The following is a 23,304-nucleotide window of genomic DNA, read 5'->3' on the forward strand; positions in this document are numbered from 1 at the left end:
TTTAGTCGCTTGTCAGCAGCCGGCTCATGCAACTAGTTGCATTTTATTTAAAGTACTCGAAAAAGGATACAAGATATGAAACTTGCTGTTATCGGTGCAGGGAAATGGGGGCAAGCCCTCTATCATGCATTTTCGGAGAAGAATGAGGTGGTGATCACTTCGCGTACTCCCAAAGATATCCCTCACTTTGTTTCGACCGACGAGGCACTGAAGTACGAGTATCTGGTGATCGCTATACCTGCACAGGCCGTACGCGGATGGATGGAAGAGAACTTTGTGGATCATGGGCAGAAGATTCTTGTGGCGGCCAAAGGGATTGAGACGGCAACGGGATCATTTTTGAATGAGATCTACGGAGAGTTTGTCGACAGTGACAGGCTTGCATTTATCTCGGGTCCCTCTTTTGCAGCAGAAGTAAAAGAGTCACTGCCCACTGCACTGGTGATCAGTTCTACCAATGCAGGGTTGGCCCAGATATATGCAGATGCATTGCCGGAGTATATCAAAGGGTATGTCAATGATGATGTCATAGGCGAAGAGGTGGCGGGAGCGTACAAAAACGTGATTGCCATTGCCGGTGGTGTATCTGACGGTCTGGAGCTGGGTAATAATGCCAGAGCAGCACTGATATCACGGGGACTGGTAGAGATGACACGCTTTGGCGAGGCTTTTGGTGCGAAAACAGAGACCTTTTTATCGCTGGGGGGTGCAGGAGATCTTTTTTTAACCGCAAGTTCCACGCTCTCCCGTAACTACCGTGTAGGGGTCGGGTTGGCCCAGGGCAAAAAGATCGAAGCTATCCTTGAGGAGCTTGGAGAGGTTGCTGAGGGGGTACCGACCGCCAAGGCACTCTACCTTTTGGCAAAGCAAAAGGATATCTATCTTCCGATTGCGACAGAAGTATATGCTATGGTCGAAGAGGGTAAAGATCCACGTCAAAGTGTCAAGGACCTATTGGGATAGCCTGTTTTTTTGGTAAACTTTAAAGAGAGGTTTTTGTCTTGAGTCCATAAATGTGAAGAAAGGGTGTATCGTATGTTATACAGAGTGACCATGATTTTGTTTGCTATCTCTATGCTGCTCAGTGCTGAAGAGATCACCCTTCCTGTACACGATATCAAGATCACGGGAAATAAGACTCATGAGACCTCCAAACTCTATAAAGTGCTTAATGTAGAAACAAAAAGTTTCTGGCAGTTTTGGAAAAAAGAGGATCCAAAGATCTATGACAAACTGATACCGACCCTGGATCAGTCTCTGCAAAGCTTCTACGATTCAGAGGGATTTTATGATGCCAAGTTCGAAATCAAAGAGACAAACACTACACTCTATCTGAATATCAAAGAGAACAACCCGGTTCGTATCAATGAGATCAATGTAACGAGTGATTATGATCTCTCCCCCTATATAACCTTCAAAAAACAGGAACGTTTCAGGGCAGAGAAGTTTATCGAGATCAAAAACAGTATCATAGAGGCATTGCTGGCGGCAGGATATTGCAGTTACGATCTTGATACAAAAGCCTATGTAAACCTTGAAAAACAAAAAGCCGATCTAAAGTACTCTGTAAGAAAAGGGGAGCTCTGCCACTTTGACAAGACCTATATCAAAGGATTGGAAAGTATTGATGAGGAGGTTGTGCTCTCGCGCATAGTCGCCACAGAGGGGAGTAGGTTTGATCCCAAGCGTATTAAAGAGAGTTATGCCAATCTCTACCAGCTGGATGTCTTTGACAGTGTGATGATCAACTATGATCGTAAGTTTTACAACAAGATCCCCGTGGATATTACCCTCAAGGAGACTGAGAAGCCTTACCATACAGAACTCGGATTGGGGTTTGATACCTATCTCGGACTACGTACACACGGTACTCTCGTTAAAAAGAACTTTATGGGGAATGCACAAAAGTTGACACTCAAGGCACAATGGTCACAAAAAGAGTACCTTGGCAGTCTCGATTTTTTTAAACCGGCACTCTTTGATATCCGGGGCTATTCGATCGATTTTATGTCAAAAACAGGATATTCAAATCTTGAGTATCCGGGATTTACGGAAGAGAAGAGTTATCTGAGAGTCTGTGTAGGTCATGAACGCGGCAGGTTGAGACTAAAAAGCGGACTTGTGCTTGAAAATATTGATATTGCACTTCTGGACAACCAGGATGGGAGCGTGACACTGGAACAAGCTGTCAATGAAGGTAATTTTTTACTCTTTTATCCCTATATTGACCTGATCTATGATGCGAGAGATGACAGGTTAAACCCTACGGAGGGATACTATCTGTCATCTTATCTGGAGTATGGGCTTCCCTACAGTGCGGATGCAAGTACTTATCTGAAGGTGCAGTTGGAAGGGAGATATATCTACAGTATTGATAAACTGACCCTTGCTGCCGTGGCAAAGACAGGTGTTGTGGACCAGTTCGATCGTGAAGTACCCGAATCCAAACTCTTTTTTGCAGGAGGAGCCTACTTTAACCGTGCGTATGGATTCAGGGAGATCGGGGTGATACTCTCTCCTACCAAAGACTCTATAGAGGGGGCTTCTACGATGCTCAATCTCTCATTGGAAGCAGACTATCCGGTCTGGGGTGACATTTATGGTGCGATCTTTACCGATAATACGATGCTTAATGATGAGAGCTATGATTATACGGGTGATATCATCACATCAGCAGGTGTCGGTATACGTTATATGACACCGATAGGACCGTTTAAACTGGATGTAGGGGTTAATGTGAATGATCCCTCACAGTACGGTATCTCATTTCAGGTAGGGCAGTCGTTTTGAGAAAAGTATTCATAGCAATTTCGATTATATTTATCGTACTGTCTCTCGCACTTTGGATCGCTGTCAATACACCTGTCGTGGTCAAAGAAGTTGCGAAACGCTATGCACCGAAGTATGCTATCAGCTATAAAGAGATCACAGGGAATGTCCTTGACGGGATCACGATACACGCTCCCAGGTATGAGGAAATGCCACTTGCTGAAGAACTCACGCTAAGATGGAATCCTGTTGCTCTGTTGCAAAAAAAGATCTCTTTGACGAAGGTGGGGATAGACGAGGGGAATATTACAACCATAGAAACATTGGTCAAAAGTTTTGAGAATAATGATACAAAAGAATCTTCGGACTCCTCATTTTCATTTGAAGTAGGGATGGAAGAGGTGGATATCTCTCTGCTGCCTTTTGTGCGCAACGATATCTCTGTCTCAAAGCTCACGCTCTCTGCCGGTATGCTCTCCTATGCTACGGATGAACTGGAGATAGAAGAACTGGCACTCTTTCTGGATTCGAATGTAACGGATATCACGCTTAACGGAAGTTATGAGGAGAGGGAACTGGAGATCAGCTCACTGGATATCAAAAGAGTCGATCTTCCGACGCTTCAAAGATATCTATCAGGTGTTGAAGAGAGAGATCAGCGTGCCGAAACCGCTGAAAAATCCAGCAGTCAACCCTTCTATCTGCCAAAATACATCCGTCTGGACAAGCTTTATCTGAATGCAAAACCTACGATATTTGATCCCCTTCAACTCCAGAAATTCAACCTTCAAGGCAGTAATATCGTAGTGGATCTTGAAGAAATGTTGGTAGAAGATGGGAGTATGCTCCTTGATGCCCGCAGCAACCTCAGTAATATTATCTATAAAGGCACGGTTGATGAGAATGCACTGGTAGGTAAAGTGGCCTTTACCCCACATAAAAGACTGTTTGAACTTTCGGGACTGCCTTTGAGAAAAGAGGCGTTTGGTGATATAGAGATAGACCTGCTTGCAACCAAATCCTATCTGCAAGCCGGTGTGGAAGCAAGTATTACACAGATATTGACCGGAAGAAAGGGCGATTTTAATGTTGATATAGATACCTTCGTATCCAAACTACAATACCATATAGAAGAAGGGAGACTCACTGCTGATACCAATCTGATGATCTCTACCCCTTATGCAAAAAATATTTCGTTGATCAACCACTTAACCATGGATCAAAATATCACCTATCATGGAGAGATATATACCAAGGAGCTTTACGGTCTGGAAGAGAACCTGACAGGCGTGCTGCATGACCTCAATGTAACCTATCTGGGAGATAATCATCACCTGGATGCCAAACTGGATTCTGATGCCCTGGCAGGGAGCTTTGCAATGCAGGACTATCTAAGAGGCACGCTGCAGCTCAAGACAAAAAAGGCCATTAAAGTAGCAAATATTACGAAGCTGCCCGAAACGTTGGAAGAGACAGAGGCAGAGATAGAGGTGAAACTGCCTTTTGATCTGATTGACAATAGAATGCTTCGAGGGAGTGTAGAAGTGAGATCAAACCTGGTCAATATGGATACAGATATCATTTTGACCAAAACCATACAAGTCAAGAACAGGGTGACGATACCGGATGACTCACTCGTCCGATCCCTAGATCCGAAAATACAATGGGAGAAACTTGCTTCTGTAGATCTGGATCTGACAGTGGAAGGGAATGACTCTACGATAGAGGTGAAAACAGAAGAGTTGAACCTTCAGGCACGCTATAAAATGAGAGATCAGACCATTCATGGGAGTTTCATGAGTCCGCCTCTGCGTGCATCATTTGATGCCAATCTCACAAAAGAGATGAGACTGAACGCTGAGATAGGTTCGCTAAGTGCCTTGAACAGCTTTATCCCATCCTATTATACGTTGGGTGAGATGCCAGAGATGGAAGGAAGTGCGGCGATTCATGCTGTGATGACTCAGGAAAAAAGGGTGGATCTTTCCCTGCGCTCTCCTTTGATCGTCTATAATGCAGAGAGAGAAAGTGCCCATAACCTGAGTGATATCGATATCGATATCACGCTGCAAGATAGGCAGATGACACTTCAGCGTTATCAACTGACATACAATAAACAAAAACTCCATGCGAGCAAACCTTCCGTGATCAAACTGAAAGAGAATGAACTGCAACTCTCTCCGTTATGGGTGAATGATGCGCTGCAAATAGCAGGAGCGTATGAGCTGAAAAGCAGAGAAGGAAAGATCGATGCGGATGCGAAGAGCTTAACGCTGGAGCATGAATGGGCCGATATCATTTCAGATATTGACCTGGAAGCAACGGCAGAAGGCAATGATACTGAGATAAAGGGGGAGATCGTTTTACAGGGGGGAGATATCCATTATGATATGAAACAGCAAACATTTGCTTCTGACAGTGATATTATCGTGCTTCAAAATAACCATAAAAAAACAGATAATGCTTTTATGGATCATTTGAGTGTCGCCGTCAACATTGAGAGTAAAAAGCCCCTTATTTTCAAACAAGCAGAGATAAATATTCAGGCCAAACCGGCTTTTACCCTCTATAAAGGGCCGAATGAACCTTTAATGGTATTGGGATCTATAGAGTTGCTTGAGGGCGGTACCTATCTTTTCCAAAATAAGAAGTTTACTCTGGAGAAGAGTTTTATCTACTTTACGGGTACGCTAAATACACCGCTCTTAGAGATCAAGGCAAAACACCAGGCGCGTAACCACTTGATTACCATTACGGTGACAGGTACGCCGGAGGCACCGAATATCAACTTCTCATCAAGTCCGAGTCTTACACGGGAACAGATACTCTCCGTTTTACTCTTTGACTCCGAAGCGGGTGGTGATACCTACAGCGGTGACGAGATGATGAAGATGATGGGGGGTGCCATGGCCAAATCTGTTTTGGTCAATGCCGGAGTGAAGATCGATCACCTGGTACTTGGTGCGGGTAACAGCGTTGAGGTAGGTAAAAATCTTACACGGGACATTATGATTATCTATATCAATGACGAGATCCCGCGAGTTGAGTTGAAATATAGACACACTCCGAGTTTTGAGAGTGTCGTAGGAGCCAGCGGGGAGTCGAGCTCCTATGATATTATCTATACCAAAGATTTTTAGCCGCTTGTTACAGATATTTGGAAGTTGGTGCTTATTTAAGTCGATACGTTGTAAAATTCATTATAGGTATTAATGTTGAAAAAGCTAAACCTGTCGTGAGGCAGGGACAGAAAATCATGGGTCTTTCTTGTGAGGAAGATCGCCAGATTGCCAATAGAATCTACCTCTTTTAGGGACTATTCTGCTTTTAACTTTTTACCCAAAGATGTGAGTATCTGCATGGGAATGTATGTTACATTATCCAAGTGGGGATAGAGATCACTCAGATCACTAAAGTAGAACACTAAAGGAGTGATATGAAAATATCAAAAAACAGAAGTCTGCTGGGACTGCTGCTTATCGTAGTCATGGTAGCTTTTTTTATACTCTCTTATACGGCTTACACTACATATACAAAGTATGAAAGTGAACGAAAGAGTGCGAACCTCCCTTCATTCGTGGAACAGATAGAGTTGCTTATGGATACGATGGAGTTTGAAAGACTCAACAGTGCGATCTATCTGGTGACACGGGATGGAAGTGATGCGAAGAAACTTTCAAAGAGCAGAAGTGATGTCGATCTTGCATTGAAAAATCTCCAGCGTTATATTCAAGAGAGTCAATTTAGCGTATACAGCAGGCAAATTCAAAATATCAATCGTGAGTTACAGCAGACAAGGCGGGCAGTCGATGATGCCAGAGCGAACTATCAAGCGATTCTTATTGAAGCGTACCATGAGAATGTATTTGGATATATACGTGAGATGCTTGAAGGTCTGCAGGATATGCTTACCTCCGCTACAACAGCAGAGTATTTTACGGTGTACCTGGAGATTACAGCGCTTAAAGAGAATACCATACTTGAAAATACTTTGATCTCTTACGTACTGCTCACCTCACAAAGAATGCAACGTGAAGATGTCAGATTATGGGAAACGTTAATCGCAGAGGATAAGCTGCCTGAGTATCGTTTATTGGAAGACCAAATCGTCACCTCCAAGCTTCTTGCATTACTCTCCGCTGATGCGTATAAAGAGATTTTGGAAAAAGAGCGTGAGATGATCATGATTGAAGCCAACCGAGGCGGTTATGCCGTTGCTCTGTTGGGATGGCTGAATCAAATCGGTATCAAGATGGACTACTTGACCCAGGTGCAGTCAGAGTTACGTACACAGATAGATAAGCCGGATGAGACGGGGAAATGGTATGCTGCGGGATATGCACTGGGTGCCTTGGTAGTTCTGTTTCTGATGGTTTTGCTTTTGGTCAAGTTTTTCAAACTTCTACAGGACAGAGAGCTTTTTGAAGAGACGGTGAAAGATATCGAACTTGTACTGAATGACAATCAGCAAAAAGAGCTTCGCCGTCTGATTGAGAGCGGAAAGATGGACCACATCTATAAGTTTCTGATCAAAACGATCAAGGATGCCAACCAGACGAAAGATCTGTTTCTGGCAAGTATGTCTCATGAGATACGTACACCGCTTAACGGTATCCTGGGATTTACACAGTTACTCAAAGAGACAGAAGCAACAGATGAGCAAAGAGAGTTTATCACGACGATTGAGAGAAGCTCGGCACATCTTCTGTCGATAGTGAATGATATTCTGGATCTCTCCAAGATCAAAGCACAAAAAATAGAGTTTGAAAATATAGTGTTTGACCCTGTAGAAAATTTTGAGTCCGCAGTTGAGTCTTATGCGGCAAAAGCTTCTTCTGAACATATTGACTTTAATATCTTTCTGGATCCCACACTTCCAACGAAACTTATCGGAGATCCGACCAAAATATCACAAATCATTGTGAATCTGGTCAGTAATGCAATGAAATTTACTTCTCAAAACGGGGAAGTAAATGTCGTGATCCAGAAAGTCTCAGAAAAGGGTGAGGAGGTAAACGTAAAGTTTGCTGTCAGTGATACAGGTATCGGTATCTCCAAAGAGCAGCAAAAGAGGATCTTCCAGGCATTCGGTCAGGCAGATGTAAGTACCAGCAGAAAGTATGGCGGAACAGGTCTGGGGCTTTCTATCTCAGGAAGACTGGTAGAACTCATGGGAGGGAAATTAGAGATAAAAAGTGTTGTAGATGAGGGATCAACTTTCTATTTTACACTGCCGTTGAAAAAACCGGCAGATGCGACAAGAAGAGTCGTCGAAAATATGCGTGGAAAGACGGTGGGTATACTCAATCCGCATATCGATGAAAAATATTTTAGAAATAAAAACCTGGAAGCCTATATCGCCTATACGGGTGCGCATATAGTCAACTATACAGACGAGAGTTTATTAGATATCAAAAAAAGCCGTTCAGAGCTGCCTGACATTCTCTTTGTCGATCATAAATATCGACAGAGAGAGGATGAGATAAAACAGTTCCTTGGGATCGATACCAAAGTCGTTGTCATCTCAACAGGCGATCAGAAAAGAGCGCTTAAGCGTTATGGTCCGCTGATAGATAAGGTCCTCTATAAGCCTGTCAATTTTACCAAGACGCTTAAAGCCTTGAGTGATAAAGAGGAGATAGCGGATACAAAGAGAAATATCGTATTTAAGAACCTGCACATTATGGTTGCAGAAGACAATGCGATCAACCAGAAGTTGATTACTAATGTACTGAACAGGCTCGGTATTGAAGTGAGTATCGTAAATAACGGGCAGGAGGCCCTTCAAAGCCGTAAAGAAAACAGCTATGATATGATCTTTATGGATATTGAAATGCCTGTGATGGGTGGAATGGAAGCAACAGCGAATATCTTGAATTATGAGAAAAATACGCATAAACAACATATCCCGATCATTGCATTAACTGCAAATGCGCTTTCCGGGGATCGGGCGAAATATCTGGGGGCCGGAATGGATGGTTATCTGGCCAAGCCGATCGAACTTAACATACTTAAAAAGCTTTTGATAGAGTATTTTGAAGAGAAGGTAGTGGATGCAGCAGTGTAGTGGAGAGCTTTTCAGAAAAGCTCTCTTGAATTTTAAGAGAGCCTGCCTTTAAACTCCTCATATCCAAATTCTCTGACGATGTCTATATCTCCATTGAGCCTCTCTATAGCGATGCTGGGAAGTTTGATACCGTTGAAGGTTGTGGCTTTCACCATCGTATAGTGCATCTGGTCCTCGAAAATAATCTTCTCACCTATCTGCAGCGGTCTATCGAAACTGTAGTCTCCCATGATATCTCCTGCAAGACAGGTATTGCCTCCTAGACGATAGGTATAGGTTTTTTCACCGGCTTCACCTGCACCTCTGACATCAGCACGGTAAGGCATGATGATCGTATCAGGCATATGTGCCTCAGCAGAGCTGTCCAGTATCGCGATATCAATACCGTTATGAACTATATCAAGTACAGTAGAGATCAACGGTCCTGTTTGCCATCCGACAGCTTCACCGGGTTCCAGATAGACCTCTACATGGTAACGTGATTTAAATGTTTTGATAAGTCTGATCAGCCTCTCTACATCATATCCCTTGCGTGTGATATGGTGTCCTCCGCCGAAGTTGATCCATTTCATCCGGGGAATAAATTTGCCGAACTTCTCTTCAAAAGCCTTCAGTACCTCTTCGAGTGCCTCGCTGTCCTCTTCACAAAGGGCATGAAAGTGCAGACCGTCACACTGCTCCAGTATTGTTTCATCCAGGTTATCCAGCGTTGTTCCCAGTCTGGAGTAAAGACCGCAGGGGTTATAGATCTCTTTTGGTGCCTGTGAACATTCAGGGTTGACACGGATGCCTAAGGAGAGAGAGGGGTTGATCTCTTTGGCTCTTGTTGCAAAGCGTTTGAACTGTGCAGGCGAATTAAAGACCAGATGATGTGAAATAGAAGCGATCTCTTCAAGTTCATCTTCTTTGAAGGCCGGAGAGTAGGTATGTACCTCTTTTCTGAACTCTTCCTCTGCCAACTTGGCTTCATGCAGTCCCGAAGCGCAACATCCGTCAAGGTATCTTCGCACAGTATCAAAGCTCTTCCAGAGTGCATATCCCTTTAGGGCAAGCAATACTTTTGCACCGCTTTGATCTTTTACTCTCTGTAAAAGTTCCAGATTTTTTACAAGTTTCTCCTCTTCAAGCAACCAGCAGGGTGAAGGAAGGGATTGGTATTTTGTCTCTATTTTTTCCATGAGAAATTATATCAAATAAATTTGTTATAATGACGTATACTAAAACAAATAAAAAGGATCCAAATGGCGGAGAGTGGGGTAAAGGCTAGGAGAGCTGATTTGGCTTTTAACGAGAATGCGCTTAAACTGGCAGTAGGTATGATTGATAAATTAACGACGTCTATAGAGGTCTTATACTATCTATTGGATCATAGACGGCTCAATTCATTTGTTTTGATACTGGTTTCGGCAGAGGATATTGATACGCATGCAGTGATAGAGAAAGAGAAGCGGGATACGGATCTGCTGTTTTGTCTTGGTGAAGAACATAATGTACATGCATTGCTGTGTCAGGAGACCAAAGTGGATGGCGGATATATGTTTGCCGACCGTATTGTGAGAAGACTTTCAGAGGAAAAAGGGAGTGCTGTTTACTGTACGGTATTGGAAGTGAGAACAACAAACTATAGCAGTAAAGATATTATTTTTAGAGCATTGGAGACCTATCTGAAAGCAAAACAGGAAGGAAGTGAAGCTGAAATAGTAGTGAAGAGCCTCAATTAAACGCCTAAAAACCTCTATCTTAGCCTTATTTAAGAGAGTTTAAGGTAAAATCGCGTCCATCATATACCGCATGTAGGTAAATTTAACTAAGGATAGTCCGAATGAAAAGAACATATCAACCACACAACACACCAAGAAAAAGAACACACGGTTTTAGAACAAGAATGAAAACTAAGAACGGTAGAAAAGTGATCAATGCCAGAAGAGCAAAAGGTAGAAAAAGACTAGCTGTATAAGTTAACAGGATAGTCACATCAGTTCGATCAAACATTTTACTAGGATAAAGACTAGTAAAGAGTTTTCTGGAGTGTACCATCGCTCCAGTTGCAGTTGGCACACACCTTACTTTGTACTTTTTTTTAAAAAAGGGAGTACCTATAAAGCAGGTTTCGTTGCCAGCAAAAAAATAGGAAATGCAGTTCAACGTAATAGAGCGAAACGTCTACTAAGGGCACATTTCATAGAAAATATTGACCTTCTATCAGCTGGAAGCTATGTTTTGGTAGCAAAACCGGCGATTTTGGAGGCTGACTTTAAAAAGACTGACAAAGCGTATCTACATGCACTGAAAAAGTGCGCTGCATTAAAATAATTACATTATAATAGCTATTCAATTTTTTTAACACAAGGGTATCACTTTGGAACAGCCAGATCTTCAAAAAAGACTTCTATTAGCACTAGCACTTTCATTTATCGTATTTATCGGTTATAGTTATTTCTTCCCTGTGCAGGCACCTATAAAAACTGAACAGGCGCAAACAGCACAGACATCGCCGCAAACTCCGGCAGTAGAGAAGAGTACAACAAGTGCCGCACCTGCAGGAGAGACAACAAAGGTTGCAATGAATGCACCGCAGAGCACTACCGCGACAATCGCCACAATCAAATCCGATGAGTTTATCATTACAGTAGACGAGTTCGGGCGTTTGGCTCAAATGGAACTTCTCAAAGCAAAGTACCGTACAGAAGATGGCGAAAACCTGAAGATATTGGCGAGTGATAAAGTGAAACCGTTGGAGGTGAGATTCTCCGATACGAAGATCAATGAAGAGGCATTTGCTACACCATACGTCAATGAAGGTGTATCAGAAGTGGACGTAACAACAGGGGCGAAGACGATTACGTTGGTTCAAAGACTCTCATCGATGACTCTTACTAAGAAAATCACCTTTAAACCGAGCGGTGAATACAAAGTGGATATCTCTACCTCTGTTGCAACACCGTACTTTATCACTCCGGGGTATAGACCTGTAGCTGACCAATCAATGTATATGCTTGTAAGAGGTACATTGATCAAGGGTGCAGATGATATTATCACAACGATCGAGGATGGTGATGCAGAAGGACATGAAACATTTAAAAATGCCAAGATAGCTTCTGCATTTGATAGATACTACGCATCGCTCTTTTATGATTTTGATAAAGGGATGAGTGTCTCTGTCCTGCAGGTAGGTGAAGGTGATCCTTTGACTTTTGTAAAAGCTGACGGTGATGCATCATTCACAGGATATATCGGGCCAAAAGAGTATAAGGTGCTTCATGCGATCAATCCTGAATTGACCGATGCGATCGAATTCGGTTGGTTTACTTTCCTTGCATCACCGTTCTTCAAAGTACTGCTTTGGATCAATGATTATGTAGGAAACTGGGGTTGGGCGATCATTATCTTTACGATCCTTATCAAGCTTATCCTCTTCCCGCTTTCATACAAGGGTATGATGTCTATGCAAAAGCTGAAAGACCTTGCTCCAAGAATGAAAGAGCTTAAAGAGAAGTATGGTAAAGATCCTGCCAAGATGAATGCACAGATGATGGAACTTTACAAGAAGCATGGTGCGAACCCGATGGGCGGATGTCTCCCGCTGCTTCTTCAGATCCCTGTATTCTTTGCACTCTACCGTGTATTACTGAATGCGGATGAACTGCAGGGTGCAGAGTGGATCTTCTGGATCAATGACCTTGCCGTGATGGACCCGTACTTTGTACTTCCTGTATTGATGGGTGTTTCTATGTGGTACCAGCAGAGAATCACTCCGGCTAACTTTACCGATCCGATGCAAGAGAAGATCTTTAAATGGTTCCCTGTTATCATGACGGTATTCTTTGTATACTTCCCGGCAGGACTCGTACTCTACTGGTTGGTAAACAATATCTTTACGATCGGTCAACAATACTATATCAACAATGCTTACGCTAAGCAAAAAGAGATGGCAAAAGAAGCACATAGCAAAAAATAGGAGTGCTGATGAAAAAGATCAAAGCACCTACATTAGAAGAAGCTTACGCAAAGGCTGCAAAAGAATTAGGGTGCTCTATCACTGATATCAAATATGAAGTGATACAGCATCCCTCTTCAGGAATTTTTGGACTTTTTAAAAAAGAGGCGATGATCGTCGCTTCTTGCAAATATCCTCAAAGTGTATCGGAACCAAAATCCCCTGTAACTTCAGAAAAGAAACATCCTGCTAAAGAGTCAAAAGAGCGTTTTGAAGAATCGGTCACTGAAGAAGAAGCTGAAGAGAAACAACCTAATGTAGAAGAAGATGAAATCGTTGAGAGTTTCTTCAGTTCTGAATATCTGGATGAAGACGACACCTATGAGATAGAAGAAGAGGTCATTGTATACGATGAACTTGCACGACTTATCGAGTCGCAACTCAAAGAGCTGATGGAGCTTTCATGTTTTGATATCGATGTTGTAGAAGTTGATGTAAGAGACAATACGGCATTGATATTTATTGACGGCGAAGATGCTGCTCTCCTGATCGGCAAAGAAGGATATCGCTATAACGCACTCTCCTATATGCTTTTCAACTGGCTGCATGCAAAGTATGAACTCTTTATCAAACTTGAGATCGCTGCATTTGTAACGACGCAGGAAGAGATGATCCGTAATATGCTGAAACCTGTGATTGAAAATGTACAAAAACAGGGAAAAGGTAAAACACGTTTCCTTGACGGTATTTTGGTTCAAATTGCTCTGGAACAGTTACGTGAAGCTTTCCCTGAAAAGTATGTTGCTGTAAAAACGAGCCGTGACGGCAAAAAATTTGTCGTTATCAATGACTTCAATAAAAAATAGCATGCCATGAACGAGACTATTTCTGCTATCGCTACAGCACATGGTGTTTCATCGATATCCATCATCCGTGTCAGTGGGACAGAGGCCCTCTCTATAGCCAAGAGGGTTTCCAAACAAGAAAAGATTATACCCAGACATGCACACCTCACTTCTCTGTACAATGCGGAGGATGCACTGATCGATCAGGCGATTATGATCTATTTTGCCTCACCGAACAGCTTTACGGGCGAGGACATCGTTGAGTTTCAGTGTCATGGAGGGATGATCGTTGCTGAAGAGATACTCAGCACTGTTCTGGCATATGGCGCAAGGCTGGCCGAACCGGGCGAGTTTTCCAAACGTGCTTTCCTCAACGGAAAAATAGACCTGACCGAAGCAGAGGCGATCTCCAAACTGATCGAAGCCAAGAGTGTAGATGCGGCAAAAGTACTTGCCAAGCAGATGAAAGGGGAGCTCAAAGCGTTCGTTGATGAGAGTAGGGATGCACTATTGAGGTCTTTGGCCTACTCAGAGGTCATGATAGACTACGCCGAAGAGGATATCCCCGAGGATATTTTTGAGAATATCACCAGGCAGCTTGATAGTCTCAGCGAACAGATTACGCGTATCGTTGATGCGAGTCATCGCAGAAGAGGGCTGATCGAGGGGTTCAGGGTAGCTATCATCGGTAAGCCTAATGTCGGTAAAAGTTCTCTACTCAACGCTTTGCTCAGTTATGACAGGGCGATTGTAAGTGATATTGCAGGAACGACACGTGATACGATCGAAGAGCAGGTACGTATCGGTTCGCACATTATACGTTTGGTAGATACTGCAGGTATCCGAGAGTCGGAAGATACGATAGAGAAGATCGGGATTGAGCGTTCACTCTCTTCCGTGAAGGATGCCGATGTCATTATCGCACTTTTTGACAGTGCCAGAGTCTTTGATCATGAAGACGAGAAGATTCTTTCGATGCTGGAGAGTCTTGAAGATAAGCACCTGATCCTGGCACTCAATAAGTGTGATCTGGAGAGAAAACTTGACACTGCGCTTTTGGATTGTTATGATCCTATAGAAGTGAGTGCCAAAAAAGGGTTTATCCGCCTTACCGAGAAGCTTGAAGCGCTCTTTGATTCGATAGGAGAGGGTGAGGAGATCATGCTGGTCTCAGCCCGCCAGATCGAAGCAGTGAAATTTGCAAAAGCAGCGATCGAGGAGGCAAAAACACCTCTTCAAACAGGAGAGTTGGAGTTTTTCTCTTATCATCTGCAAGAGGCGGTCAAGGCGATCTCATCCATCTCGAAACCTTATGACAGTGAAGAGATACTTGATAAAATGTTTGGGGAATTCTGTTTAGGAAAGTGATGTGGAGAAGTTAGAGGGGATTATCGCGTATATTACGAAGATAGAGAATCTGGAACTCTATCTTTTTCTTTTCTTACTGCTCTTTACCCTCTGGTTTATCCGCAATACCGTTAAATATTATAAGGGTGAGAAAAAGAAGGTCAAGACGCTCCACCGTTTTGCCAAAGCGGGAGAGTCAGATTCACAGTACCAGCTGGCCAAGAGATATCAAAAGGGGAAAGCGGTTAAAAAGTCCTGCAATAAGGCAGCTTTTTGGTATCGACAGGCAGCTTATTCGGGAGATAAGGCGGCCAAAAAACAGTGGAGGCTGTTTTTAAAAAAACGCAAAAGCACCCGAAATAATAACAAGTGTTGAGTCACACGTTGTAACTCCTAATCTAAATTGAGTATAATCACAAAACAACATTATCAAAGGGTATAATGCATGAAAAAACATTTATCAGTTGTCACAGCAGTTTTATTTTCTCTATGGCTGGCAGGGTGTGTGCCTACAGACGTCCGTAAACCGTACTACAAAGCGGGTACTAAGGATAATGTGTGGGGTACCTATGATCCTGAAAACGTAGATATGTCGGATATCGATGAAAATATGACAGAGACAGAGACACTTATCACAGAAAATATGCCGGATGACAGGGTAGCGCGTATCGAATTCCCTGTAGATGAGTACCGTGCGCTTGCACGTTCAGGAAAAGGTACGATCAAAGGTAAAATATACCTAAGCAACAGTTTCAACGGTTCGAAGGTATTCGGTGCAGGAACAAGACTCTATCTCAATCCGATGACCTCCTACTCCAACCAGTGGTATGAAGTGAGTTATATCGGTGGACAGAAGATGCAAAAAGCAGATTCGAGACTCTTTAACTATCTTAGATTTACCGCAGCAGACAGTAACGGCAACTTTGCCTTTTACGGAGTGCCGTCAGGCAGGTACTTTCTGATCGGAACAGTGAAGTGTGGTGAAGAGTGCGGTTATGCGAGTACAAAAAGTATACGCCTGGCAACGAAAGTCGAAGTCTACGGAAATCAGATAGAAGTAAAAGATCTTACTAGAAGATTAGACTGATCTTTCTAAAACAGCCTACCCTTTTGGGTAAGCTGCTTGAAGTGGCCGATACGGCAAACGCACTCAGTCAAAAGAAGGGTAAGCTTCTTTGAGCCTCTGATAGAGTTCATTCGGACTGATCGTATTATCCTTATCCAGGATTCCCTGCATAATGACATTATCTTCTTTTCCGTTCCATAGCTTGATATAGGTTCCCTCTTTGTATCCATGATCCTGTCTGAACTGATTGAGGATATTTTTACCCACATAAAGTTCGTAGAGCGCATCAAGGTTCAGTCCTGACTGTATCGCAACATCGATGAAGGACTCCATCATTTTTGTCGTACTCTCATTAGAGAAGATCACTCTCATAAGCTCCTCGACTGTTTCGATCTGTTCATAGTGGTTTTTTTCAGTCGGTACGATCGGGGCATCAAAAGAGGCAAAGTTCGGCAGGGCATTGATATCTTTTGCAAGTGTTTCAATCTCTCCCAGACCTTTGATCTTATAATCCTCCAGTCCCTGGGACATGATAAAGTGCCAGATATCGACTGCTTCGATCTTGATGTTCGCATAGTCCGGTTCAGCATCGATATTCTTCCAATGTTTCCAGGGATAGGATTCGATCAACTCTGCACACTCCAGGTAGGTACAGCGCTTCCAGTCGATCAGTTTACCGTTTTTTGTGATGCCTTGCTCCCATCCTTCACCGTTAGTAGCATCATTGAGCTGCTGTTGAAGTTTAAGCATTTGAAGTATTTTGTCCATTTACAACCTTTTCGATTCGTTGCCGTTATTTTATCTATTAACCCCTTATTTAGCACTTTTAGAGTAAAATAATAGCCTTATTTCAACGCCTTAAGGACACTAAAAAATGTCACAACCTATTGAAAATCTAGATGAAGTTTTAAAAGCGCATAAGCTTAGCCAGCCAGAGTACGAAGAGATCGTTCGTATCCTTGAGGGTCGTCACCCGAATATCGTAGAGATCGGTATCTTCTCTGCAATGTGGTCTGAGCACTGTTCATACAAATCCAGTACAAAATACCTCAGAGGTTTCCCTACGGAGGCACCGTGGGTAATCCAGGGACCGGGTGAAAATGCCGGTGTTATCGATATCGGTGAGGGGATGGCAGCGGTATTTAAGATGGAGAGCCATAACCACCCGTCATTTATTGAACCGTTCCAGGGAGCTGCAACCGGTGTAGGAGGGATCCTGCGTGATGTCTTTACCATGGGTGCAAGACCGGTAGCAAACCTTAATGCTTTGCGTTTCGGTAATGTTAACGGCGACAGTGAAAATGCGAAGTATCAAAGACACCTTGTACGCGGTGTTGTAGATGGTATCGGAAGTTACGGTAACTGTATGGGTGTACCGACGATCGGTGGTGAAGTGAGCTTTGATGAGAGCTACAACGGAAACATCCTTGTCAATGCATTCTCTCTTGGTCTGGTAAAGTCTGACGAGATCTTCCTGGGGGTTGCATCCGGTGTAGGCAACTCTGTCATGTATGTCGGGTCAAAAACAGGTCGTGACGGTCTTGGCGGAGCGGTGATGAGTAGTGACAGCTTTACTGAAGAGTCAAAATCACTTCGTCCGACAGTGCAGGTTGGTGACCCGTTTACCGAAAAACTTCTGCTTGAGGCATGTTTGGAGCTGTTTAAGACAGATCACGTCGTCGGTATCCAGGATATGGGTGCAGCGGGTCTGACTTCATCTGCATTTGAGATGGCAGGTAAGACGGGTGCGGGATTGATCATGAATCTTGATCAGGTTCCTGCACGTGAAGAGGGTATGATGCCATATGACTTTATGCTTTCCGAGTCTCAAGAGCGTATGCTGATCTGTGCAAAAAAAGGGAGTGAGCAGGCGATCATCGATATCTTTGAGAAGTGGGATCTTGACGTTGCCGTAATCGGTGAAGTGACGGATACCGGAAGAATGGAGCTCTTTTGGCATGGTGAAAAGTGTGCTGATATGCCTATCGCACCGGTAAGTGAAGAGGCACCGGTACTTGACAGACCGACGGCAAGACCTGCGTATCTTGATGAAGTCAATGCCAAGTCTGTTGAGAGTTTCCCTGCTGTAGATGACCAGGAAGCTTATGAGAAGATCTTCAGTTCACTGGAAGTAGTGGATAAAGCATGGGTATACAACCAGTATGACTCTATGGTACAGACCAATACGACGAAACACCCGGGAAGCCTTGATGCTTCTTCCATTCGTATCAAAGAGAACGGAAAAGCATTGGCAATGAGCAGTGACTGTAACCCAAGATACTGTTATGTTGACCCAAAGAGAGGTGCAGCATTGGCAGTCGTAGAGTCTGGTCGTAACGTAGCGATGAGCGGGGCAAGACCACTCTCTATTACAGACTGTCTGAACTACGGTAACCCTGAAAACCCGGAAGTGATGTGGCAGTTTGCAGAAGGGTGTGAAGGGATCAAAGAGGCATGTGCAGCACTCAGCACTCCGGTAGTAAGCGGTAACGTATCACTTTACAACGAAACAAACGGAGTATCGGTATTCCCTACGCCATCGATCGCTATGGTAGGGCTGAACGAAGATCAAGACAGAGTACTTTCTTCAGCATTCAAAGAAGAGGGAAGCGAGATCCTTCTGGTAGGTGAGACAAAAGGCGAGTTCGGCGGATCACTCTATATCAAAGCACTTCACGGAGAGACAGTAGGTACGATCCCTGAATTGGACTATGAGTCAGAGTTGGCACTTTGGGAGCTTGTGATCGAAGCGAACAAAAAAGGTCTGCTCAAGTCAGCAAAAGATGTCAACGTAGGTGGTATCGCTACAGCACTTACCAAGATGGCAGCAGTCTCGGGTCTGGGTGTAGAAGCGGATATCAATGTAGAGAAGAGCAGAGATATCTTTGATGAGTCACAAAGCAGAGCGATCCTGGAAGTGGCGTCAGCTGACCTGGAGGCAATTGTAAGAATGGCAACCGAACTCGGTGTGAAGGTAACCCATATCGGTAAAACCGGTGGAGAGAAGGTACGTGTAAACAATGTAGAACTTTCTATGGATAGCGTAAAAGATATCTACTTCAATACATTTGCTAGAACAATTGAACAGGATCTGTAAGTAAGTCTATGAAGATGAACAAATTTTTAACCTTCTTTTTGGTTGCAGTGAGCTTCGGAAACATTTCTTATGCAGAGTCGCAGGGAGAGCTGCTTTTCGATCAAAAGTGTGCAGCATGTCACAGTAAGACTTTTCCTAAAGATATGAATACAGTCGTAGCTCCCGCAGTGATGGGAGTCATGAGACATGTCAAGATGGACTATCCGAAGAAAGCCGATGCCGTAGCCTTTATCAAAGACTATGCATTAAACCCGAGCCGGGATAAGGCGATCTGTATGGCTCAAAAGATAAAAAGATTCGGGCTTATGCCGTCTCAAAAGGGCAATGTAACGGAAGAAGAATTGGAAGTGATCGCTTCCTGGATGTTCGATAACTTCCCTCCAAAAGATTTTAGAGGGATGGGGATGGGAAATAGATTTAAATAGATCATTTTCTTCCCTGATTACAGATTAAATCTCGTTCCCAACGTCCCCGTTGGGAATGCGCTGTGAGTGAAACGAGGAAGTGCCCTTGGGGTGCATACTTCAGTTTTAACATTTAAATTAATCTCGTTCCCAACGTCCCCGTTGGGAATGCATACTTCAGTTTTGTAGGATGTAAAAGTTTTTCCTGTTTTTAAAATTGATGTATGCATTTCTGACTTTTTGCCGGGAATGAGAGGTTCTATTCTGCTTTTTTGCTGAAGAGAGTGATGACTGTGTTACCATTACATTTCACCAGGATAAAAAGCAGGAAGAAAACCATAGAAGATCAGTTTGTGTATAGATCAAAAAGAGAAAAAGAGAGAAGGTTGTAATATGAGAGCACTATTAAGCGTAAGTGATAAAGCTGGGATCGTAGAGTTTGCACAGGGATTGGAAAAGCTTGGTTGGGAGATCATCTCAACAGGCGGAACCTACAAGAAGTTGAGTGAAGCGGGAGTAAAGGTCATCGAGATCGATGAAGTCACGAAATTTCCTGAGTGTTTTGAAGGGCGTGTGAAGACACTGAACCCGTATGTACATGGCGGTATCCTTCACAAAAGAGGGGATGAGGCACATGTAGCACAGGCAAAAGAGCTTGGTGTTGAAGGGATCGATCTTGTATGTGTAAACCTCTATCCGTTCAAGGCTACGATCGAGAGAACAGAAGATTTTGACGAAATTATAGAAAATATCGATATCGGCGGACCTACAATGGTACGTTCAGCGGCTAAGAACTTCAACGACGTCTATATCGTAACAGATGCAGCTGATTATGAGACGGTACTAACTGCACTTGCAAGCGGTGAAGATACATACGAGTTCAGACGTGATTTGATGATCAAAGCGTACGAGCATACTGCAGCCTATGACGGGATGATCGCAAACTACATGAACAAACGTTTCAATAACGGTATGGGAGCGCACCAGTTTATCACAGGTAAAAAAGTATTTGATACACGTTACGGGGAAAACCCGCACCAAAAAGGTGCACTTTACGAATTTGATAACCACTTCACTGAGAACTTCAAACAGGTAAAAGGTGAGGCAAGCTTCAACAATATCAACGATGTGAACGGTGCGCTCAAGATCGCTTCAAGCTTCGGTGACGAGCCGGCAGTATGTATCGTAAAACACGGTAACCCGTGTGGTTTTGCGATCAAAGGTGACCTTCTTGAGTCATACACTGAAGCACTGAAGTGTGACCCTGTCTCTGCATTCGGCGGAGTAGTAGCGGTAAACGGTGTAGTGACAAAAGAGTTGGCTGAAAAGATGAACGAGATCTTCCTTGAGGTTGTGATGGCTCCGGATTTTACACCTGAAGCGCTTGAAGTATTTGCAGTGAAAAAACGTTTGAAACTCTTCAGCCAGGGTGGTGGGACGACACTGAAAATGTCTAAGGATGCACAAGACTTCAAACACGTTGATGGCGGGTTTGTCTTCCAGGACAGCGACATCGTAAATACAGACGAAGTACACAACGCAGAGCTCAAAAGCAGCAGCACGGCATCTGCACAGGAGATGAAAGACCTTGAGATCGCGTGGAAAGTTGCAGCGCTTACAAAGTCAAACTGTGTTGTCTATGTCAAAAACTCTGCGATGGTAGCCGTAGGTATGGGGATGACATCACGTGTTGATGCAGCGCAGTGTGCATTGAAGAAGGCTAAAGAGATGGATCTTGATGTAAGCGGTGCAGCGATGGCATCTGAAGCATTCTTCCCGTTCAGAGACTCTGTAGATGCAGCGGCAGCAGCAGGTGTCAAAGCGATCCTGGAGCCGGGCGGTTCAGTACGTGACGACGAAGTGATCGAAGCAGCGAACGAGCACGGTATCGCACTCTACTTCTCAGGTGTAAGACACTTCCTACACTAAAAAGCATTCGCTTTTTAGTGAGATAGTAGATAGGAAGTAGGAGGTAGGTAGGAAGTAGCAGGGAGCAGGTGGAATATCTTGCCGGTACGTCTCCTATGGCTTCCATCATTCCTGAACTGCATCCTAAGGGTATTCCCTATGGGCATCGAGAATCCGGAAGTTATGCAGTTGTAATGTGTGGATGCTATTCCGTTCGCCCTGAGACTGTCGAAGGGTGAGAAGTGCCAATCAAACACCAATAGAAAACGGCATCTAACGTTTATGTCGGGGTAGGGGTACCCCGATCTACTTTAAGGGGAAAATCATGGATAAATTATTGATCGTATGGAGTTCAGGTGACGCTGAAGTAGCCAAAAAGATGGTACTGCTCTACAGCTCTGTGATCCTTCCGCGCGGATACTGGGAGAGGGCCCACTTGATGATATGGGGACCTTCTATCAAACTGCTGGCTGAGAATCAAGAGTTGCAAACGATGCTTGCCAAAGTAAAAGAGACAGGTGTAGAGCTCTCCTGCTGCGTGGTATGCAGCGATGAGTACGGTGTGACTGAGCAGCTTGAAGCGATGGGTGTGGAAGCGATCCATACAGGTGAGCTGATGACCGAAGCGCTTAAAACGGACTGGAAGGTAGTTACATTTTAATTTATCTTGTTTTCATCTTCTCGTGAGGTGGAGCACTTTATATAATTTTATAACATTCATTCTCCACTTGGGAAGAGAGTGTAAACTAGGGGAAATGATATGTCTAATAGAATAGAATATTTTGATATCTTACGAGCGTTTGCAATATTTGGCGTAGTTGCTATACATTCATCAGGTACAGGACTTCATTTCAGTGATGATAGTATTAATTTCAATTTCACTGTTATATGGCGTAACTTGTTAAACTTTTCTGTTCCTATGTTTCTTGCCATCTCAGGATTTTTTTTAGCAAAGAAAAGAATTGAATGTTATAGAGATTACTTTGTCTTTCTAAAAAAACAGATTCCAAGAGTTTATATTCCATTGTTGACTTGGTCATTAGTTTGGTTTGCTTTAGCAGTTTTAGTTCAACATAAATCGGTTGTTCATGAGCTTATTAAGGTAGTAGTCTTTCAATCTTCTGGACCATACTATTTTATAGCTTTGATTATTCAGTATTATTTGCTACTTCCTATACTAAAAAGCTTTGCAAATAAAAAGGGGGTGGTTCTTAGTCTCATTATAAGTATAGCTATGACCAGTACGATATTTTACCTGAGATATTATACTGATATCAATTTACCACTTATTGTTTATGCTGGTAATTTTGCAACTTGGTTAATGTTCTTTGTTCTTGGTTTATATCTTGGCTCATCAACCAAAATAGAAATATCAAATAGACTTCTCATAGTTCTCATAGTGTCATGTTATATTTTATCTTGTTTTGAATCATATGTATTAATCTCTATGTTTCACCAAGTCGGAGATGCAGTTACCGCTGTTAAACCATCTTCATTTCTTTATTCGTTTGTTCTCATTATTTTTCTTTTCAAGAATCAAAATTGGATTAGATCAAAGCCACTTAAAAATATAGGTGAAATGTCATTTGGAATATATCTTATTCATATGTTTATCCTTACGGGTATAACTATACTAATATCTCGGATTTATCCATCTCTTACAGAAATTTCTCCTGTATATCAATTTGTATTAATTAGCGTAGTTATGTTGTTCTGCTCTTTATTTATTTCTGCATTTAATAATATTTTTACTGCGAAACAAAGTAAATTGGTAGGATTTAAATAATTACAAAAAAATGTTATATATGAGGAGAAGACTTTTATTATATTTCATTCTTTCCTTGTCTATACAACCTCTCCGTAG

Annotated in this window: 19 protein-coding genes and 1 riboswitch; of the genes, 17 read left to right on the forward strand and 2 right to left on the reverse strand. The window is 43.0% G+C overall.

The annotated features are described in order from the left end of the window. Positions 1-75: 75 nt before the first annotated feature. The 4 genes from AC4JOV_RS03990 (at position 76) to AC4JOV_RS04005 (ending at position 8,836) form a co-directional block, all read left to right on the forward strand. On the forward strand, positions 76-963 hold the full coding sequence (locus AC4JOV_RS03990) for an NAD(P)H-dependent glycerol-3-phosphate dehydrogenase (RefSeq protein ID WP_229936438.1): 888 nt from the start codon (positions 76-78) through the stop codon (positions 961-963). 72 nt (positions 964-1,035) lie between these two features. Next, positions 1,036-2,790: an autotransporter assembly complex protein TamA gene (locus AC4JOV_RS03995; RefSeq protein ID WP_229936437.1), complete on the forward strand. Its 1,755-nt coding sequence runs from the start codon at positions 1,036-1,038 to the stop codon at positions 2,788-2,790. Next, complete coding sequence (locus AC4JOV_RS04000; RefSeq protein WP_229936436.1) at positions 2,787-5,909, forward strand: translocation/assembly module TamB domain-containing protein; 3,123 nt, start codon at positions 2,787-2,789, stop codon at positions 5,907-5,909. The genes AC4JOV_RS03995 and AC4JOV_RS04000 overlap by 4 nt, the downstream gene beginning before the upstream one ends. Positions 5,910-5,982: 73 nt before the next feature. Next, positions 5,983-6,064: riboswitch (cyclic di-GMP riboswitch) on the forward strand. Between the two features lie 141 nt (positions 6,065-6,205). Then, on the forward strand, positions 6,206-8,836 hold the full coding sequence (locus AC4JOV_RS04005; RefSeq protein WP_229936435.1) for a hybrid sensor histidine kinase/response regulator: 2,631 nt from the start codon (positions 6,206-6,208) through the stop codon (positions 8,834-8,836). Between the two features lie 32 nt (positions 8,837-8,868). On the opposite strand, the gene nspC is transcribed toward AC4JOV_RS04005, so the two are convergent. After that, the gene (nspC, locus tag AC4JOV_RS04010) at positions 8,869-10,014 is read right to left on the reverse strand and encodes a carboxynorspermidine decarboxylase (protein WP_229936434.1); all 1,146 of its coding nucleotides are present in this window, start codon (positions 10,012-10,014) and stop codon (positions 8,869-8,871) included. 99 nt (positions 10,015-10,113) lie between these two features. Between nspC and AC4JOV_RS04015 the strand changes: the two genes are divergently transcribed. The 8 genes from AC4JOV_RS04015 (at position 10,114) to AC4JOV_RS04050 (ending at position 16,052) form a co-directional block, all read left to right on the forward strand. Next, entirely contained in the window at positions 10,114-10,557 is a 444-nt protein-coding gene (locus tag AC4JOV_RS04015) for a hypothetical protein (protein ID WP_229936433.1), read from the forward strand. Positions 10,558-10,658: 101 nt separating this feature from the next. After that, complete coding sequence (rpmH, locus tag AC4JOV_RS04020; protein WP_229936432.1) at positions 10,659-10,793, forward strand: 50S ribosomal protein L34; 135 nt, start codon at positions 10,659-10,661, stop codon at positions 10,791-10,793. Between the two features lie 44 nt (positions 10,794-10,837). Continuing rightward, positions 10,838-11,149, forward strand: a complete 312-nt coding sequence (gene rnpA / locus AC4JOV_RS04025; RefSeq protein ID WP_256444123.1) for a ribonuclease P protein component — start codon at positions 10,838-10,840, stop codon at positions 11,147-11,149. A gap of 46 nt (positions 11,150-11,195) precedes the next feature. Then, entirely contained in the window at positions 11,196-12,794 is a 1,599-nt protein-coding gene (yidC, locus tag AC4JOV_RS04030) for a membrane protein insertase YidC (protein ID WP_229936430.1), read from the forward strand. Between the two features lie 8 nt (positions 12,795-12,802). Further along, on the forward strand, positions 12,803-13,639 hold the full coding sequence (locus tag AC4JOV_RS04035; protein WP_229936429.1) for a Jag N-terminal domain-containing protein: 837 nt from the start codon (positions 12,803-12,805) through the stop codon (positions 13,637-13,639). Between the two features lie 6 nt (positions 13,640-13,645). After that, positions 13,646-14,986 (forward strand): tRNA uridine-5-carboxymethylaminomethyl(34) synthesis GTPase MnmE, encoded by a 1,341-nt coding sequence (mnmE, locus tag AC4JOV_RS04040; protein WP_229936428.1) that lies wholly within the window; start codon positions 13,646-13,648, stop codon positions 14,984-14,986. Between the two features lies 1 nt (position 14,987). Next, positions 14,988-15,341 (forward strand): SEL1-like repeat protein, encoded by a 354-nt coding sequence (locus tag AC4JOV_RS04045; protein WP_229936427.1) that lies wholly within the window; start codon positions 14,988-14,990, stop codon positions 15,339-15,341. A 69-nt stretch (positions 15,342-15,410) separates the two neighbouring features. Next, positions 15,411-16,052, forward strand: coding sequence for a carboxypeptidase regulatory-like domain-containing protein (locus AC4JOV_RS04050; RefSeq protein ID WP_229936426.1), 642 nt, complete (start codon positions 15,411-15,413; stop codon positions 16,050-16,052). Between the two features lie 63 nt (positions 16,053-16,115). Here AC4JOV_RS04050 and AC4JOV_RS04055 read toward each other — a convergent pair whose 3' ends face one another. Continuing rightward, on the reverse strand, positions 16,116-16,799 hold the full coding sequence (locus AC4JOV_RS04055; RefSeq protein ID WP_229936425.1) for a dUTP diphosphatase: 684 nt from the start codon (positions 16,797-16,799) through the stop codon (positions 16,116-16,118). A gap of 106 nt (positions 16,800-16,905) precedes the next feature. Here AC4JOV_RS04055 and purL point away from each other — a divergent pair, with 106 nt between their 5' ends. The 5 genes from purL (at position 16,906) to AC4JOV_RS04080 (ending at position 23,226) form a co-directional block, all read left to right on the forward strand. Further along, positions 16,906-19,128, forward strand: a complete 2,223-nt coding sequence (purL, locus tag AC4JOV_RS04060; protein ID WP_229936424.1) for a phosphoribosylformylglycinamidine synthase subunit PurL — start codon at positions 16,906-16,908, stop codon at positions 19,126-19,128. Between the two features lie 14 nt (positions 19,129-19,142). Further along, positions 19,143-19,553 (forward strand): c-type cytochrome, encoded by a 411-nt coding sequence (locus tag AC4JOV_RS04065; protein WP_229936423.1) that lies wholly within the window; start codon positions 19,143-19,145, stop codon positions 19,551-19,553. Between the two features lie 372 nt (positions 19,554-19,925). After that, positions 19,926-21,461, forward strand: coding sequence for a bifunctional phosphoribosylaminoimidazolecarboxamide formyltransferase/IMP cyclohydrolase (purH, locus tag AC4JOV_RS04070; protein ID WP_229936422.1), 1,536 nt, complete (start codon positions 19,926-19,928; stop codon positions 21,459-21,461). Positions 21,462-21,765: 304 nt separating this feature from the next. Further along, on the forward strand, positions 21,766-22,101 hold the full coding sequence (locus AC4JOV_RS04075) for a DsrE family protein (protein ID WP_229936421.1): 336 nt from the start codon (positions 21,766-21,768) through the stop codon (positions 22,099-22,101). A gap of 99 nt (positions 22,102-22,200) precedes the next feature. Further along, positions 22,201-23,226 (forward strand): acyltransferase, encoded by a 1,026-nt coding sequence (locus AC4JOV_RS04080; protein WP_229936420.1) that lies wholly within the window; start codon positions 22,201-22,203, stop codon positions 23,224-23,226. The last annotated feature ends 78 nt before the right edge of the window (positions 23,227-23,304 follow it).

This window comes from Sulfurovum sp. MH2-6 (assembly GCF_058374785.1).

What these genes read in the sequence shown, in the direction of transcription:
- AC4JOV_RS03990 (WP_229936438.1), top strand. Translation starts at nt 76, where the DNA reads ATGAAACTTGCTGTTATCGGTGCAGGGAAATGGGGGCAAGCCCTCTAT.
- AC4JOV_RS03995 (WP_229936437.1), top strand. Translation starts at nt 1,036, where the DNA reads ATGTTATACAGAGTGACCATGATTTTGTTTGCTATCTCTATGCTGCTC.
- AC4JOV_RS04005 (WP_229936435.1), top strand. Translation starts at nt 6,206, where the DNA reads ATGAAAATATCAAAAAACAGAAGTCTGCTGGGACTGCTGCTTATCGTA.
- nspC (WP_229936434.1), bottom strand. Translation starts at nt 10,014, where the DNA reads ATGGAAAAAATAGAGACAAAATACCAATCCCTTCCTTCACCCTGCTGG.
- rpmH (WP_229936432.1), top strand. Translation starts at nt 10,659, where the DNA reads ATGAAAAGAACATATCAACCACACAACACACCAAGAAAAAGAACACAC.
- AC4JOV_RS04035 (WP_229936429.1), top strand. Translation starts at nt 12,803, where the DNA reads ATGAAAAAGATCAAAGCACCTACATTAGAAGAAGCTTACGCAAAGGCT.
- mnmE (WP_229936428.1), top strand. Translation starts at nt 13,646, where the DNA reads ATGAACGAGACTATTTCTGCTATCGCTACAGCACATGGTGTTTCATCG.
- AC4JOV_RS04050 (WP_229936426.1), top strand. Translation starts at nt 15,411, where the DNA reads ATGAAAAAACATTTATCAGTTGTCACAGCAGTTTTATTTTCTCTATGG.
- AC4JOV_RS04055 (WP_229936425.1), bottom strand. Translation starts at nt 16,799, where the DNA reads ATGGACAAAATACTTCAAATGCTTAAACTTCAACAGCAGCTCAATGAT.
- purL (WP_229936424.1), top strand. Translation starts at nt 16,906, where the DNA reads ATGTCACAACCTATTGAAAATCTAGATGAAGTTTTAAAAGCGCATAAG.
- AC4JOV_RS04065 (WP_229936423.1), top strand. Translation starts at nt 19,143, where the DNA reads ATGAACAAATTTTTAACCTTCTTTTTGGTTGCAGTGAGCTTCGGAAAC.
- purH (WP_229936422.1), top strand. Translation starts at nt 19,926, where the DNA reads ATGAGAGCACTATTAAGCGTAAGTGATAAAGCTGGGATCGTAGAGTTT.
- AC4JOV_RS04075 (WP_229936421.1), top strand. Translation starts at nt 21,766, where the DNA reads ATGGATAAATTATTGATCGTATGGAGTTCAGGTGACGCTGAAGTAGCC.
- AC4JOV_RS04080 (WP_229936420.1), top strand. Translation starts at nt 22,201, where the DNA reads ATGTCTAATAGAATAGAATATTTTGATATCTTACGAGCGTTTGCAATA.